Source organism: Haloterrigena turkmenica DSM 5511 (assembly GCF_000025325.1).
Taxonomy (GTDB): Archaea; Halobacteriota; Halobacteria; order Halobacteriales; family Natrialbaceae; genus Haloterrigena; species Haloterrigena turkmenica.
Map to the genome: position 1 here is coordinate 2,149,823 of NC_013743.1, position 15,012 is coordinate 2,164,834.

12 protein-coding genes and 1 pseudogene are annotated in these 15,012 nt (G+C 67.3%); 9 read left to right on the forward strand and 4 right to left on the reverse strand.

Going from position 1 to position 15,012, the window contains the following annotated elements:
* Positions 1–101: 101 nt before the first annotated feature.
* Complete coding sequence (locus HTUR_RS10250; RefSeq protein ID WP_012943255.1) at positions 102–338, forward strand: hypothetical protein; 237 nt, start codon at positions 102–104, stop codon at positions 336–338.
* Positions 339–583: 245 nt separating this feature from the next.
* On the forward strand, positions 584–2,896 hold the full coding sequence (locus tag HTUR_RS10255; protein WP_012943256.1) for an amino acid permease: 2,313 nt from the start codon (positions 584–586) through the stop codon (positions 2,894–2,896).
* 53 nt (positions 2,897–2,949) lie between these two features.
* On the opposite strand, the gene trkA is transcribed toward HTUR_RS10255, so the two are convergent.
* Positions 2,950–4,284, reverse strand: a complete 1,335-nt coding sequence (gene trkA, locus HTUR_RS10260) for a Trk system potassium transporter TrkA (protein ID WP_012943257.1) — start codon at positions 4,282–4,284, stop codon at positions 2,950–2,952.
* Between the two features lie 222 nt (positions 4,285–4,506).
* Between trkA and HTUR_RS10265 the strand changes: the two genes are divergently transcribed.
* Both HTUR_RS10265 and HTUR_RS10270 read left to right on the forward strand, forming a co-directional pair.
* On the forward strand, positions 4,507–5,394 hold the full coding sequence (locus tag HTUR_RS10265) for an NOP5/NOP56 family protein (RefSeq protein WP_012943258.1): 888 nt from the start codon (positions 4,507–4,509) through the stop codon (positions 5,392–5,394).
* Positions 5,387–6,022, forward strand: a complete 636-nt coding sequence (locus tag HTUR_RS10270) for a fibrillarin-like rRNA/tRNA 2'-O-methyltransferase (RefSeq protein WP_012943259.1) — start codon at positions 5,387–5,389, stop codon at positions 6,020–6,022. The genes HTUR_RS10265 and HTUR_RS10270 overlap by 8 nt, the downstream gene beginning before the upstream one ends.
* A 426-nt stretch (positions 6,023–6,448) precedes the next feature.
* Here HTUR_RS10270 and HTUR_RS10275 read toward each other — a convergent pair whose 3' ends face one another.
* Positions 6,449–6,985 (reverse strand): DUF7282 domain-containing protein, encoded by a 537-nt coding sequence (locus HTUR_RS10275; protein WP_049941876.1) that lies wholly within the window; start codon positions 6,983–6,985, stop codon positions 6,449–6,451.
* Positions 6,986–7,393: 408 nt separating this feature from the next.
* On the opposite strand from HTUR_RS10275, the gene HTUR_RS10280 reads away from it, so the two are divergent.
* The 3 genes from HTUR_RS10280 (at position 7,394) to HTUR_RS10290 (ending at position 11,055) form a co-directional block, all read left to right on the forward strand.
* A complete protein-coding gene (locus tag HTUR_RS10280; RefSeq protein WP_012943261.1) occupies positions 7,394–8,986 on the forward strand; it encodes a fatty acid--CoA ligase in 1,593 nt (530 codons plus the stop codon).
* 156 nt (positions 8,987–9,142) lie between these two features.
* Complete coding sequence (locus tag HTUR_RS10285) at positions 9,143–10,231, forward strand: glutamate--cysteine ligase (protein WP_012943262.1); 1,089 nt, start codon at positions 9,143–9,145, stop codon at positions 10,229–10,231.
* A gap of 119 nt (positions 10,232–10,350) precedes the next feature.
* Positions 10,351–11,055, forward strand: a complete 705-nt coding sequence (locus tag HTUR_RS10290; protein ID WP_012943263.1) for a helix-turn-helix domain-containing protein — start codon at positions 10,351–10,353, stop codon at positions 11,053–11,055.
* A 57-nt stretch (positions 11,056–11,112) separates the two neighbouring features.
* Here the strand turns inward: HTUR_RS10290 and HTUR_RS10295 are convergent, their stop codons facing one another.
* Positions 11,113–12,216, reverse strand: a complete 1,104-nt coding sequence (locus tag HTUR_RS10295; RefSeq protein WP_012943264.1) for a M24 family metallopeptidase — start codon at positions 12,214–12,216, stop codon at positions 11,113–11,115.
* Between the two features lie 182 nt (positions 12,217–12,398).
* On the opposite strand from HTUR_RS10295, the gene HTUR_RS10300 reads away from it, so the two are divergent.
* Positions 12,399–13,274 carry a cytochrome oxidase assembly protein gene (locus HTUR_RS10300; protein WP_049941688.1) on the forward strand — a complete coding sequence of 292 codons (876 nt, stop codon included), beginning with the start codon at positions 12,399–12,401 and terminating at the stop codon, positions 13,272–13,274.
* 43 nt (positions 13,275–13,317) lie between these two features.
* Here HTUR_RS10300 and HTUR_RS10305 read toward each other — a convergent pair.
* Positions 13,318–13,809 (reverse strand): annotated as a pseudogene (locus HTUR_RS10305) (metal-dependent hydrolase).
* Between the two features lie 186 nt (positions 13,810–13,995).
* On the opposite strand from HTUR_RS10305, the gene HTUR_RS10310 reads away from it, so the two are divergent.
* Positions 13,996–14,844 carry a helix-turn-helix domain-containing protein gene (locus HTUR_RS10310; protein WP_012943267.1) on the forward strand — a complete coding sequence of 283 codons (849 nt, stop codon included), beginning with the start codon at positions 13,996–13,998 and terminating at the stop codon, positions 14,842–14,844.
* The last annotated feature ends 168 nt before the right edge of the window (positions 14,845–15,012 follow it).

Genomic DNA, 15,012 nt, shown 5'->3' on the forward strand with positions numbered 1-15,012 from the left:
GGAGTCGCCGGAAGACGCCGATCGCCGTCGCGGTCGAACGTACGGATCGCGACCATGTCAACCGGCCATCTATATACGCTCGCCGCGTAGGTTCGGCCGGCATGGCTCGACTTCCAAGCGTCCGGCACCCGGCCTCGTTCTTCGACGTCTTCACCGTCACTGCCGTGTCGATCGTCGTCGTCGCGGTGGTGCTGACAATCTGGCACGGGACGTTCGTCCGCACCGAAATGGGCGTATTCACCGTCCTCCTCTTCGGCTGGGTCGCCTGGGCGGTCAATCGAATCCTCGAGGAGTCGGTCCAGCGATCGGACCGTACGCGGCGCGACTCGAGGCGCTGAGCCGATTCGCGGACTCGAGACTCGTCTCGGCGGCTGGGCGGCAAACGAACCAGTTAAGGCGCGTGTCCGACATCGCCCGAGTATGTCCGAACAGTCCTCCATACGGCGAGGACTCTCGGTATCGCCGCGTCCCGTCCGCGTTCGCGGTCAGTGATGGGGCGGGTCGAACGCCGGACATCACTTACTACTACAATGAAACGAAGGCTACTGAACGCGTTCACCGGAAGACCAGCGGGGGGGAACCGATGAGCGGGAGCGACGAGGAACTCGCCAAGGACCTCGGACCGCTCGCCGCGCTGACGATCGGCGTCGGGACGATGATCGGCGCGGGGATCTTCGTTCTCCCCGGGGAGGCCGTCGCGGATCTCGGCCCGCTGGCGTCGCTGGCGTTCGTCATCGGCGGCGTGATCGCCCTGTTCACGGCGCTCTCGGCGTCCGAACTCGGCACGGCGATGCCCGTCTCCGGCGGCGCCTACTACTACGTCAATCAGGGACTCGGGCCGCTGTTCGGCTCGATCGCCGGCTGGGGGAACTGGATGGGGCTGGCGTTCGCCTCCGCGTTCTACATGTACGGGTTCGGCGAGTACGTCAACCAGTTCGTGACCGTCCCGGCGTTGACGCTCGGTCCCGTCGGCCTCGAGTCGGCCCAGTTGATCGGGCTGGTCGGCGCCGCCTTCTTCATCACCGTCAACTACGTCGGCGCGAAGGAGACCGGCCGGTTACAGAACATCATCGTCGTCACGTTGGTCGGTATTCTGGGCGTCTTCACGCTGTTCGGTCTCATGAACGCCGATCTGGAGACGCTCCGCCCCGTCGATCCCTTCGGCTGGGCGCCGCTCCTCCCGGTGACGGGGCTCGTCTTCGTCTCCTACCTCGGGTTCGTCCAGATCACGTCCGTCGGCGAGGAGATTCAGAACCCCGGCCGGAACTTACCGCGGGCGGTCATCGGGAGCGTCGTCATCGTGACCGTGATGTACGCGCTGATCCTCCTGACGGTGCTCGCCGCCGTCGAGACCGAGGTCGTCGCGAACAACGAGACCGCCGTCGTCGACGTCGCGCAGATGCTGATGGGGCCGATCGGCGCCGCCGCGCTGCTGTTCGGCGGGCTGTTGGCGACCGCCTCGTCGGCGAACGCCTCGATCCTCGCGTCCTCGCGGATCAACTTCGCGATGGGTCGGGACAAGCTCGTCTCGCCGAAGATCAACGAGATCCACCCGCGGTTCGCGACGCCGTATCGCGCGATCGCGATCACGGGCGCGCTCATCCTGCTGTTCATCGCGCTGGGTAACCTCGAGATGCTGGCGTCGGCCGGCAGCGTCCTCCACCTCATCGTCTACGGGCTCCTCAATATCGCGCTGATCGTCTTCCGCGAGGCGGAACCCGCCGGCTACGACCCCGATTTCGAAGTCCCATTGTATCCCATCACGCCGATCCTGGGAGCGGTGCTCTCGCTCGCGCTGATCGGATTCATGGAACCGACCGTCATCCTCCTCTCGATGGCGTTCGTCGTGTTCGGTCTCGTCTGGTACCTCGGCTACGCCCGGTCGGAGATCGAATCGCAGGGCGTGCTCGCCGACTACGTCCTCGAGCGATCCGACGAACTCCCCGACGCGGCGGTGTCGGCGACGACGGCGGTCAAACCGGAGGGCGGCGACTACCGCGTTATGGTCCCGCTCGCGAACCCCGCCCACGAGAAACACCTCATCACCCTCGCCTCCGCCATTGCGGACCAGAACGACGGGACGGTCGTCGCCGTCAACGTCGAGAAGGTCCCCGACCAGACGTCGCTGACGGCCGCACGCGACCAGCGGGACCACGAGGCGGCCGAACACCTGGTCGAGCAGGCGCGAGCCGACGCCGAGACGTACGGCGTCGACGTGGAAACCCACGTGGTTCTCTCGCACCGCGGCGTCGAGGAAGTGTTCGACGCCGCCACGCGCTACGATGCCGACGTCTGCGTGATGGGCTGGGGTCCGGACTCGCTGGGATCGTCGGGCCGCGTGGAGAGCAGGACCGACGAACTCGCCCACTCGCTGCCGTGTGACTTCCTCGTGTTTCGGGACCGCGGGTTCGACCCGTCCCGGATCCTCCTCCCGACCGCGGGCGGTCCGGACTCCGACCTCGCGGCGGCCGTCGCGCGCTGTCTGCGCGATCAGTACGACGCCGAGGTGACCTTACTCCACGTCGCGGACGATCCCCAGCAGGGACGCGCGTTCCTCGAGTCGTGGGCCGACGAACGCGACCTGTCGGACGCGACGCTCACCGTCGAGACGGGCGACGTCCAGCGCAGCATCGGCGACGCGGCAGCGGACGCGACGCTGCTGGTCATCGGCGCGACGGAGAAGGGCCTGCTCTCGCGGGTCGTTCGCGGCTCGCTCGTGCTCGACGTCCTCGAGGACGTCGACTGTTCGGTACTGCTCGCCGAGAAGCGCCACAAACGCTCGGTTCGCGAGCGGATATTCGGATCCGGAAGCGGCAATCGAAGCGACGCGGAGACGGGCGTGACGACGGAGCCGTCGACGCCGGATCCCGAGTCCGAGACGACGAGAACGGACTGACGACGGGTTCTTCACTCCCTCACGGAGCCGGTTCGCTGTCTCATCGGTTCACCTCACAGCGCCGCCGACACTTCGTCGAGGGCGGCCGCGTCGACGAACAGCACGATGTGGTCGCCGGCCCGTGGGACCGTCGTCCCGCGGGGCGTGACGAGGTCGCCGCCGCGAGAGATCGCGCCGATGACGACGCAGTCGGGCAGCTCGGCCATCGACTCCGCGATCTCTCGACCCGTCAGGGCACTCTCCGGTCCGAGCTCGACCTCGATGACCTCGGCGCGGTCGTGTTCTAACATCGCGATCTTCTCGGTCTGATCCGTCCGCGTAAAGCGGACGATCTCCTCGGCGGTCTCCTCGCGGGGGTTGATCGCGACGTCGATCCCGACGGCCTCGAAGAGGTCGGTGTACTCGGTGTTCTCGATGATCGCGACCGTCCGATCGACGCCGACTCGGTGGGCTAGCAGACAGACCAGCAGGTTCTTCTCGTCGCTATCGAGGGCGGCGACCACGATGTCGGCCTCGTCGATGTGCTCGCGGGTGAGGAAGTCGGTGTCGGTCGCGTCGCTCTGCATGACGAACGTGTCCGGTAGCGCCTCGGCCATCTCACGGGCGCGCTTCTCGTCCCGTTCGATTAGCCGCGGCTCGAAACCGTGAGCCTCGAACTCGCGGGCGGCCTGGAAGCCGATCTCGCTGCCGCCGACGATGACCACGTCGTCGGCGCTCGAAGTCGTGTCCGGAACCATCGCCATGGCGAACTCCTTGACGGAGCTGGGGCTCCCGATGACGACGATCCGGTCGCCGGCGCGGAACTCGGTGTCGCCGCGGGCGACGATCAGTTGCTCCTCACGGAAGACGGCGGCGAACGTCATCGAGTCGTACCGGTCGGCCTCCTCGACGCGTTTGCCGACCAGCGGGCTCTCCGGACCGATCTCGAACTCGGCCATCCTGACGAGGCCGCCGGCGAACGTCTCGACGTCTTGGGCCCGCGGGAAGCCGGAGATCCGGAAGATCGTCTGGGCGACCAGCAGGTCCGTACAGACCATGAAGTTCACGCCGAAGGCGTTCTGTGACCCCTCCCACGTGTTCAGCAGCGTTCGCCGTCGGACGCGCGCGATGGTGAACGCGTCGCTGGCGGTCTTGGCGGTGCCACAGATGACGATGTTCGTCTCGTCGCTATCGGTACAGGCGACGACCAGATCCGCGCGCTCGAGGCCGGCTTCCCGCAGCGTCTCGAGTTCCGTCCCGTCGCCCTGAACCGAGAGCACGTCGTAGGAGTACGTGATGTCGTCGGCGAGTTCGGGATCGCGTTCGACAACCGCGACGTCGTGGGTATCCGCTAAGTTCGCGGCGATCATCTGGCCGACCTGCCCCGCGCCGACGATCAGTACGTACATCGCTGGGACCTCCGTCGCTTGTACATCCTTCTCGGACGTTTTCGGGGCGGACCGATAGGCGTTTCGACGATCGGTCACCACCCCGGAATGTCGGTAACGCAGTCGAAACCGCTCCGCTCGAACGATCGCGACGCGCCGTCTCCGCTTCCCTCCCGCTCGGCGCGTACGGACCTCGGCGTCGTTCGAGAACGCATATACGACCGCGGCCTCCAAGGTGAAGACATGACTGACAGTGCCGGAGCGGACGACGGCTGGTTCGGGGCCCTCGAGTCCGACGGTCCCGAGGCGGCCGCGACGGCGGTTCGCGAGGGGGCCGCCGACGAGCCCCGCGACTGGCCCGCGCTCGCGGTCGAAGCGGGGGTCGTCGGCGACGAGGACGACTACTACGGCGCCCTACGAGCTGCGACGACGGCGGCGGCGAGGGCGGCGGTGACCGAGCGCGAGGCGGCCGACGACCGCCAACTCGTCCACGCGGTGCGCGCGATGGACGACTGCACGCGGACCGCGAACGAGCTCGCCGAACGGCTGGCCGAGTGGGCGGGAACCGTCGACCCCGACGCCGGCACGGGCGTCGACTACGCCCGCGAACTGGCGAGTCGAGACGAGACGCCCGACGCAGCGCCGGACGCGCTCGTCTCGCTGGCCGAGCGCATCGCCGGCCTCGCCGACGAGGCCGACGAACTGCGCGAGTACGTCGAGCGGACCGCGCCGACGGTGGCGCCCAACCTCGCCGCCATGGCCGACCCCGTCCTCGCGGCGCGGCTGATCTCGCTGGCCGGCGGGCTCGAGAGCCTGGCCAAGAAACCCAGCGGCACGGTTCAGGTGCTTGGCGCCGAGGACGCGCTCTTTGCCCACCTGCGCGGGCACGCCCCCTCGCCCAAACACGGGATCATCTACACGCACGACGCGGTCCGGGGCACCCACCCCAACGAGCGCGGCTCGGCGGCCCGCGCGGTGGCCGGCAAGCTCGCCATCGCCGCCCGCGTCGACCACTACTCGGGCGAGTTGAAGCCCGAACTCGAGGCCGAACTCGAGGAGCGCATCGAGAAGATTCAGGCGCGGACGGACGACGGCGCTGGCGACGAAAACGGAGGTGACGACGATGAGTGAGGACCTTCCGGATGGCGTCGAGCGCCGCGCGTTCGACGGAACCGACCGCCTCGCCACCCGCGGCGAACCGGTCTACGGCGAACCGACCGACGGCGAGTGGCGCGCGTGGAACCCGAACCGCTCGAAGCTCGGCGCGATGCTCGAGTTAGGCATGGACACCGGCCTCGAGGGCGGCGAGACGGTCCTCTATCTGGGCGCCGCGAGCGGAACGACCGTGAGCCACGTCGCGGACTTCGCCGGCCCGACCTACGCCGTCGAGTTCGCCGCGCGGCCCACTCGGGACTTGCTCGAGGCGGCAGAGAGCCGGCCGCGGCTCTTCCCGCTGCTCAAGGACGCCCGGAAGCCCGAGACGTACGCCCACGTCGTCGAATCGGACGTCGACGTACTCATTCAGGACGTCGCGACTCGGGGGCAGGCAAGGGTGGCCCTCGAGAACCGGCGCTTTTTGGCCGACGACGGACGGTTGTTGCTGGCCGTGAAGGCCCGGAGCGAGGATGTGACCCGGGAGCCGACGGCCGTCTTCGAGGACGTTCGGGAGGAACTCGAGGAAGGGTACGAAATCGTGGAGACCGAACGGCTCGAGACGTATCACGCGGACCACCTCGGGATCATCGCGCAGCCGCGATGAGAGAAGGTATGGACCACCGCTGCTGGCCCGTGAAATAGATTCGGCGGCTCTGATAACCGACACAGCGCGCCGAACGCTTCGCCGGTGCCTGTGGGACCGCCGCGCTCGAGTCCGCCGCACTCGCGGCGGTCGATCGCGGAGTGGAAGCGGACTGACCGGGGCACGAAATCGGGATTCGAAGCGGTGTTCTGACTGCGCCTCGAGCATCGAGAACGATCCGCCCAGAGGCTGGTAGCTCCGCGATGACTGTGCGGTCGCGAGCAGTGGCGCGCGGATCGCGTAATCGACCGGTCGCGATCGGCGTCGATCACGATGCGAAGCGACCGTCCGACCCCGGCCGAACAGCTATCGCGTCCGCTCCCAGTAGCGAACGGGAACGAGAGAGGAGTTGCGATCCCTCGTCTCGTTCGCTTCGACGTCTCTCGGTTACTCGGACGTCTCGTTCATCTCGTCCTCGAGCGTGATCATCGCGTCGTCGGTCACCGGTTCATCGTCACTCGTGTAGGGGTCGTCGGCCTCGGGGAACTCGTACGTCTCGTTGTCGTTGGTGTCCTGATGGGCCATCGCGATCAGGACCTGGCTCTCATTGAGGGACTCGTTGAGTTCAACAGTCACGTTCTCGTTCTCACCGGGGTCCAGGTAGGTAGAGTTACCCAGGACCGCTCCGGTCTCGTACTCCTCGGAGAGGTTCGTGACGGTCTCGTTCTCGTCCCCATCGACGGGCGCGGCCGCGTGAATGACGGCGAAGCCGCCCTCGGGCAGCGTGGTGTTGTTGACCGTGACTGCCGTCCCGTTGGACGTCTGGTTCTCGAACGTCACTGTGGCCGTTTCGTTCTCCGTCTCGTTGTCTTGGGTCGTCGTGCCGGCGTCGGTCGCGGCGAACGCGAGGCTCGCCCCCGAGAGGAGGACGAGCGCCGCGACGACCGCGACGCCGATAGTTCGTGTACGTGGCATCGGAATCATCGATTTCACTGTCATAATTCAACAAAAACCGGACGTTTCGTTCGAGCGTTTCACGAGTAGAAACGTCCGAATTCGCCGGACGGGACGATCGTGGTAAGAGAGCTGTTCCGACCGTTAGTCTCGCAATCAGGAGCGTAACATCGGGTTCCACTGCGGAGACGTCTCGAGGGAGTCCCCGAATCCACACCAGCGTTCGAGACGGGTTTGAGACGGACAGGAGTCCATGTATCCTCCGGCGGAACTCACGGGCGTTCCGATCGGCCTCGTGATCGCTGAGAGGGCGTGTCGTCGGGACGCTCTGAGTTCGGGAGTACCGCCCCCTCGATGAGCACGGTCGCCCGGTCACGGCGGCGAACGGTGGCGTACCCAACAAAGAATATAAGCGACTTCGTCGTACGCAGCCGTGGTATGTCACAGCACCCCACAATTGGCGACACCTTAGAGCAAACGGTCGACCGCTATCCCGACCGCGACGCGATCGTCTATCCCCGCAAGGATCAGCGGTGGACCTACGCCGAGTTCGACGAGCGCGTGAACCGGCTGGCGAACGCGCTGGCCGACCGCGGAATCGAGAAGGGAGATCGGGTCGCGACGGTGCTGCACAACGGGTCGGAGATGGCGCTGACCGTCTACGCCTGCGCGAAGCTCGGCGCCGTATTCACCCCACTGAACTTCCGCCTGCCGGCGGGCGAGATCGAGTACATCGTCACCGACGCCGAAGCTGAGCTGGTCCTGTTCGAGTCCGAGACGCGGGAGGCGGTCGAGGGGGCGCGACCGAGCCTCGAGACCGTCTCGGAGTACGTCTATATCGACGACGACCGCGAGGAGGCCCCGGAGTACGCGACGGGGTTCTACGACCTCCTCGAGTCGGGCTCTACCGACCGACCTGACGTCCACGTCGAGGAGGACGACGTCTACGCCTTCATCTACACCTCGGGGACGACGGGTCGGCCGAAGGGCGTCGTCCACGAGCACCGCAGCATGGTGGAACATAACCTGCTGTGTATCGCGGAGTTGGACCTCACCCGCGACGACGTCGGGCTGTCGATCATGCCGCTGTACCACTGCGCCGAACTCCACTGCAGCCTGTTCGCGAGGGTCCACCGCGGCGCGACGAACGTCATCCACCACGAGTTCGACCCGGAGGCGGCCCTCGAGGCGATCGAAGCACACGGCGTGACGGTCCTCTTCGCGGCGCCGACCGCGTGGAACGCGCTGTCGCTGACCGCCGCCGAAACCGACGTCGACGTCTCGTCGCTCCGGATCGGGCTCTACGGCGCGGCGCCGATGCCCGAGCGGGTACTCGAGAACTGCATGGACCACCTCTGCGAGGACTACGTTCAGGCCTACGGGATGACCGAAATCGGCCCTGCGGGAGTCTTTCAGCCCCCCGAAGATCAGGTTCCGAAGCAGGGATCGGCCGGTCTGCCCGCGCTCAACCACCGCGTGCGCGTGGTCGACCCCGACGCCGATCCGGCCGCCGCGGTCGAGACGGGCGAGATCGGTGAGATTCTGATTTCGAGTCCGTGTACGATGCGCGAGTACTGGAACCGACCCGAGGCGACCGCGCGATCCCTGCGCGAGGCCGACGGGACGACGTGGTACTACACCGGCGACCTGGGCTACCGCGACGAGGACGGCTACCTCTTCGTCGTCGACCGGAAGGACGACATGATCGTCTCGGGCGGCGAGAACGTCTACCCGGCCGAGGTCGAGGACGTACTGTTCGCCCACGACGCCGTCGAGGAGGCGGCCGTCGTCGGCGAACCCGACGAAGAGTGGGGCGAACGGGTCGTCGCGTACGTCGTCGTCGACGGCGTCGACGCGGCCGCTCTCGACGAGTTCGTCCTCGAGAGTGACCGGCTCGCGGACTTCAAGCGCCCGCGGACGTACTACTTCGTCGACGAACTGCCCAAGAACCCAAGCGGCAAGATCCAGAAGTTCAAGCTTCGCGAGGACGAGGCGGACGTCGATCCCGAAAGCGAGACCGTGGCGTCGTAATCGACGCGTGACGGCGGGGCGACTCGAGACGAATCGAACGGACGTCTCGAGACCGCAGTCGTCGCTGATCCGCGAGTCACGCGGTTCGAACGGCGGCAGGGACCGACGCTATCAAGTCCGTACGGTATTTACCGTCGCGGGCGAAAACGGCAGACGATGGAACGCGGGTCCCGGGATTCGTTTACGCGCATGGGAACGCTGGGAATTGAAGAGGAGTGTTTCGTCGTCGACGACGACGGCCGGCCGACCAGCGGCACCGACGAACTCGTCTACGAACACGACCCGCCCGAGATCCTCGAGGGACGGCTCGACCACGAACTGTTCAAGTTCGTCATCGAGACCCAGACGCCGCTGATCGAGGACCCCGCGGACAGTCGTGAGACGCTGCTCGAGATCCGACGGGCGCTGGTCGACCACGCCACCGACCACGGCTACCGAATCGCCGCGGCGGGGCTGCATCCGCTAGCGAAGTGGCAGGAGCTCGAGCACGCCGAAAAACCGCGGTATCGGTCGCAACTCGACCGAATCCAGTACCCGCAACACCGGAACACGACGGCGGGCGTCCACGTTCACGTCGGTGTCGACGACGCCGACAAGGCGGTCTGGATCGCCAACGAACTGCGCTGGTACGTGCCGATCATCCTTGCGCTCTCGGCGAACTCACCGTACTGGAACGGGTACGACACCGGGCTCCAGTCGGCCCGCGCGAAGATCTTCGAGGCACTGCCGAACACGGGAATGCCGACCTACTTCGAGGACTACGAGGCCTTCGACCGGTTCGAGCGCCGGATGCTCGAGACCGAGTCGATCGAGGACCGGGGGGAACTCTGGTATGACGTACGGCCCCACACCGCCCACGGCACTGTCGAACTGCGGACGCCGGACGGGCAGGCCGACCCCGGGATCGTCCTCGCGTTCGTCGAGTACGCCCATGCTCTCGTAGAGGCGCTGGCCGAAGAATACGAGGACGGCGCCGACGGCTACGGCCGAACGCACCGCCGCGAACTGCTCGACGAGAACAAGTGGCGGGCGATCCGCCACGGCCACGAGGCCAGCCTCATCGACCGCGAGATGGAGGGGACAATCGACCTCGGCGAACTCGTCGACCGCGAGTGCGAGCGCTTGGGAATCGACGGCATCAAGCGCGTCTACGAGCGCGACAGCGGGGCCCAGCGACAGCGGCGTCTGCTCGAGGAGGAGGGTCCCGACGCCCTCTGCGAGTCGCTGCTGCTCGGGACCGAGTGAGCACGTCACCGCCTGATTTCGCCTGGGTCGGCCGCTCGTGCCGACCGACAACAGTTCGTGATACTGACTCCCGCAAAGGTTTACCACTGTAGGAAACCTGGTCTCGGATGAGAGGACATATGGCTTTAGATGACACTGACGAGCGACGGGAAGGCGACGCGAGCGGCCGCCCGCGCGACGACTCGGACGATCCGTTCGACGAATCGGCCCTCGAGTCCGGCGGGGAGGACCCGGCGGAGCCTCGAGACGAGGGCGATCGAGCGGCTGCCGTCGAGGAGGTCGACGGCCGGATCGTCGATCTGCTCTCGTGGATTCTGGATACGGAGACCCGCGCGAAGATCTACGTCCACCTGCTGGCCAACCCGGGCAGCACCTCCGAGGAGGTCGCCACGGGGACCGGTCTCTATCCGAGCACGGTCCGGGAGGCGCTGGCGGAACTCCACGACGAGGAGCGCGTGAACCGGGAGAAACGCGCCAGCGAGGGCGCCGGCAACAACCCCTACGAGTACACGGCCATTCAGCCGAGCGAACTCGTCGGCGGCGTCGTCGATCAGGTCCAGCAGGAGCTGAACACCATCTTCACGCTCGATCGCCTCCTCGATCGCCGCGGGGGATCCGCGTACGGTCTCGAGGGCGGCAACGAACCGGTGACGATCACCGTCGACGACACCGAGCCGCCGGAGCCCGCCGCGACCGGCGCGTCCGAGACGTCGCGCTCGGGTTCCGACGACACCACCTCCGCGGGGCGCGACGCCGACTCGGCCGACCCAGCCGACGAGGACGACGCGACCGAGTCGTCGTCTGATCCCGGCCCCGAGGAGTAACGTCGCCGCGAAACCGTCGCCGGCCACTCGTTGCCCCAGTTCTCTCGACTTCTCGCCTCAGTCCTCGAGCGTCAGCACGGCCGGCCGCTCGAGTTCCAGTTCGAACTCGACGGCGCTGGCGGTCGTCGTCGGCCAGTTGTCCGTGTCCGTCAGCGACTCGACCTCGTCGGCGGTGACGAGGTGGGTATCCTCGCTTTTCGCGCCCTCGACGGTCGGATTCCAGGCGTAGGCCATCGGCGCCGTCACCGGTGCGTCGTGGTCGGGCGTCGCGATCCACTCTCGGCCGGCGAAGCCGGCGGCGCCGCCCTGGTGGTGTCGCTCCCACTCACCCGCGTAGCCGAGCGCGTCGTAGGCGTCCTGAATCGCCGTGAAGACGTCGCCGGCCGTGCCGTCGTCGCCGGCCGCCGCCCGCGTCGCCGCCAGCGCCGTCGTCTCGACGCGGGCCGCGGTCGCGTGTCGCTCCTCGAGCCACGACGGCGGATCGAAGGCGACCGTTCGCGTACAGCTCGCGTGGAGGCCGGCTCGCTGGGTCGTCACCGAGACGAGCGCGTAGTCGCCGAGTTCGGCCTCGGTCGGCGTGTAGTGGCGGTACCGCTGGGCGCGTTCGGAGCCGCCGACGAGGACGACCGGCGCCTCGACGTCCCGGGCGGAGAGTGCGACCCGCAGGGCCGACGCGACCTCGTGTTCCGTGTCCTCGGCCCGGAGTTCCCGACAGACCGACTCGACGGCGGCGGCCGTCTCCTGTCCCAGCCGTCGGTAGCGCTCGCGGTCCCGTTTCGTCAACGGCTGCCGGAGCGGCGTCGGATCGACGCGCTCTAAGCCCGGCACGTCGACATCCGCGGCGGCCCGTTCGCTGGGGTCGACGCGGGCAGCGATGGCCGCTTCGAGCGACGAGTCGTGCCACGGGAACTGCTCGACCGACACCTCGTTGGCGTCGAGGTCCGGCAGCTCCTCGGCGGTGATGCGATCGGCTTCGATGGTGTCCGTCACGACCCTGAGTGTCGTCCCGTCGTAGCCGACGGCGGCGACGCCGGCGTCGGTCTCGCGGTCGACGACGTTGTTCCCTCCGGTCAGCCAGGCGAACGAGTTCGGCCGGGCGAACCAGACCGAATCGAGGTCGTTCGACTCGAGGTAGGCCTCGAGGCGCTCGCGTTTCTCCATGCCGAGTGCTGGCGTGGCCGACTCTTGAATGCGGCGAACGCGAAGCCGTCGGTCGCGGTGAGCGTCCATTCGGTGGGAGCCGTAATCGAGCGCAGTTCGGGGGTTAGCACCCCGATTCCAGCGCGGTAAGAACGACTCGGGTAACCTAAGTACGGGCCGTCCTAAGCCATCGTCGAACGTCCGTGTCGACCAACAGTCAGACCTCTCGTCCGGTAGTTCGTCCGCTGATCGAACGGTTCGGCTTTCCGCATCTGCTCGCGGTGACGCTCGTGATGGTCGCGGCGACGATCCTGCTCGGCATCGCCGCGAAGGCGACCGGGTCGGGTCTTGCCTGCGAGGCCAACTGGCCCCAGTGTGACGCCGGCCCGTACAACCTGCTCCCGGCGAACCTCCCGAGTTTCTACGAGTGGTTTCACCGCTTCGTCGCCATGTTCGCCGGCTTCGCGATCATCGGGACGGCCGTCGCCGCCGTTCGTCTGCCGGACGTCGACCGTCGCGTCGCCGGGCTCGTCGTCGCCGGACTGGTGCTGACGCCGATTCAGGTCGCCCTCGGTCGCGAGACCGTCACGACGTACACGATGGACATTCTCGGACTCCACTTCTGGACGGCGATCTCGATCTTCGTGGTGTTTACCGTCGCGACCGTCCTCGTCTGGGCGCCGCGGCTGACGGCGGGTCACGTCACCGGCGCGCTCACGGTAGGCGCGATCGCGCTTCCGGTTCACGTGGTGGTCAGCCCGACGGTGATCAGCGACATCACGACGTACGGCCCGTCGATGCAGATGTTCCAGTACGGCGTCACACTCGTCATCCTCGCGTCCGTCATCGTCGCCACGATCATCGGCCGCCGCCGGTTCGACGAGCGTCGACTGACCGCGTTCCTGAGCGCGACGGCGGTGCTCGCACTCGCCGTCACCTACCTCGGCCGACAGGCCGTCAACCCCGCGTTCGACACCCTCTACGCTGTCGGCGCCGGCGTGCTCTTCATTGCATTCCTCGCGGGCGTCGGCCTGACGCGCCGCGCCTCGAGGACGTCGCAGACACCGGTGTCCCGATAATAGCGGTCACGTTTTTCTGCCGTTCGTCGCTGCTCTAACCCCATCAGCCGAGCGTCGCGACGATTCCCGCTCCCGCGAGGACCGCCGCGACCCCGACGCCCAACAGGGCGTAGTTGGCCAGCGGGTTCGCCGCCCGGGTCACCGCGAGCGTGTAGCGGCGACTCGAGAGGGGTCAGAGCGGACGGATCCCCATCGGCGTCAGCGCGTCCGCGAGGAGATGCGAGCAGATCGAGAGCGCGCCGACGAGGAAGGCGAAACCGACGAGGCCGGCACCGAAGAGGGGAGAGTCGGCGCCGACGAGCGTCGCGGAGATTCCGGCGAGACCGGCGCCGACCAACAGGGCAAAGGCCAGCGAGTGGGTCGGGCCGCGGTGCTCGACGAGCGGCACTCGCTGGTCGCAGTCGGGGAGCGTCGAGAGCGCGACGCAGGCGAGCGCGCCGAGTATCGCCGCCGTCTCGTGTCCGCCGAGGGCGACGGCGGTACCGAGCGGGGCGTACGCCACCAGCGCCGTCCCGTAGTGGCCGGCCTGATACATATATTCGGCGACACTCTGTGACGAACAATAAACACACCGCTGTAGAGACCGGTCATCCACCGTTCCCGAATCAGTTCGGTCGCGACCGACTCCTTCGTCCACCGATCGACTCGAGCTTCGTTAGATAGTTGCCAGCATTTAAATTACTTCGATACCGAACCCGCCAATTCTTGTAAGCACCTGTGGATGTTTCACCGACGATCCCTCCATGTACTCCGCTACCGGACGGACGGCGAGCGCATCGAGTCGGTCGAATCGAGTTCGACGAACGGACCGCGACGGGCCCGCCGGCCCGTCGACAGCGCGGAGCGAACGATGAGTCTCGTCGCGACGGTCGTGGTCCCGGCGGCGGAGTTCCCGCTCGGATCGATGCTCGAGATGGACGAGGACGTGACGCTGACCGTCGAGACGACGGTCCCGACCAGCGAGTCGGTCGTCCCGTACGTCTGGGCGCCGGCCGACGTCGCCGACGACATCCTCGACAGCCTCGAGTCCGACCGGACGGTCGCCGCCGTCTCGATCGTCGACGAACTCGACGATCACGTCCTCGTCAAGATCGCGTGGAACGACCGGGTCAACGGCGTCCTCGAGTCCATCCGCGAGCGCGACGTGATCGTCACGAGCGCCGTCGGCACCGAGACCCGCTGGACGTTCCGCCTGCGGTTTCCGTCCTCCGAGGACCTGTCGGCCTTCTACAGCAGTTGCCTCGAGCGGGATATCTCGATCGAACTCGTCCGCCTCCACGAGACGGACGGGCCGAGCGGCGGGCGCGGGTTCGGGTTGACGACGGCCCAGCGGGAACTGCTGGTCGCCGCCTACGAGGCCGGCTATTTCGACGTCCCGCGGCGAACCACCTTGGTCGAACTGGGCGACCGCCTCGACGTCTCCGACTCGGCGGTCTCGCAGCGGCTGCGCCGCGGCCTGGCGGCGCTCATCGGCTCGACGATCGCGGTCGCGGCGGATGACGACGGACCGGCATCGCTCTCGGGTCGACTGGACGAGGAACTCGAGGTCGAAACGCGGTCGGATCCGTGACTCGCAACTCGAGTGGGACGGCCGTTTCGCCGCCGGTGCCGCATCGTGAAACGCTGGTTCTGCGGTTCGGATCGTCGTGAAGCAGGTGCTCGGCGACGCCCGTATCCGCCCGTCTGCAAGGGTGAAGCGGTCTCCGATCTCCCCTCGAGTTCTCCGTCGCCACGGCCG

What these genes read in the sequence shown, in the direction of transcription:
- HTUR_RS10295 (WP_012943264.1), bottom strand. Translation starts at nt 12,216, where the DNA reads ATGGAGAAACGCGAGCGCCTCGAGGCCTACCTCGAGTCGAACGACCTC.
- HTUR_RS10290 (WP_012943263.1), top strand. Translation starts at nt 10,351, where the DNA reads ATGGCTTTAGATGACACTGACGAGCGACGGGAAGGCGACGCGAGCGGC.
- HTUR_RS10270 (WP_012943259.1), top strand. Translation starts at nt 5,387, where the DNA reads ATGAGTGAGGACCTTCCGGATGGCGTCGAGCGCCGCGCGTTCGACGGA.
- HTUR_RS10285 (WP_012943262.1), top strand. Translation starts at nt 9,143, where the DNA reads ATGGAACGCGGGTCCCGGGATTCGTTTACGCGCATGGGAACGCTGGGA.
- HTUR_RS10275 (WP_049941876.1), bottom strand. Translation starts at nt 6,985, where the DNA reads ATGATTCCGATGCCACGTACACGAACTATCGGCGTCGCGGTCGTCGCG.
- HTUR_RS10310 (WP_012943267.1), top strand. Translation starts at nt 13,996, where the DNA reads ATGTTTCACCGACGATCCCTCCATGTACTCCGCTACCGGACGGACGGC.
- trkA (WP_012943257.1), bottom strand. Translation starts at nt 4,284, where the DNA reads ATGTACGTACTGATCGTCGGCGCGGGGCAGGTCGGCCAGATGATCGCC.
- HTUR_RS10265 (WP_012943258.1), top strand. Translation starts at nt 4,507, where the DNA reads ATGACTGACAGTGCCGGAGCGGACGACGGCTGGTTCGGGGCCCTCGAG.
- HTUR_RS10255 (WP_012943256.1), top strand. Translation starts at nt 584, where the DNA reads ATGAGCGGGAGCGACGAGGAACTCGCCAAGGACCTCGGACCGCTCGCC.
- HTUR_RS10250 (WP_012943255.1), top strand. Translation starts at nt 102, where the DNA reads ATGGCTCGACTTCCAAGCGTCCGGCACCCGGCCTCGTTCTTCGACGTC.
- HTUR_RS10280 (WP_012943261.1), top strand. Translation starts at nt 7,394, where the DNA reads ATGTCACAGCACCCCACAATTGGCGACACCTTAGAGCAAACGGTCGAC.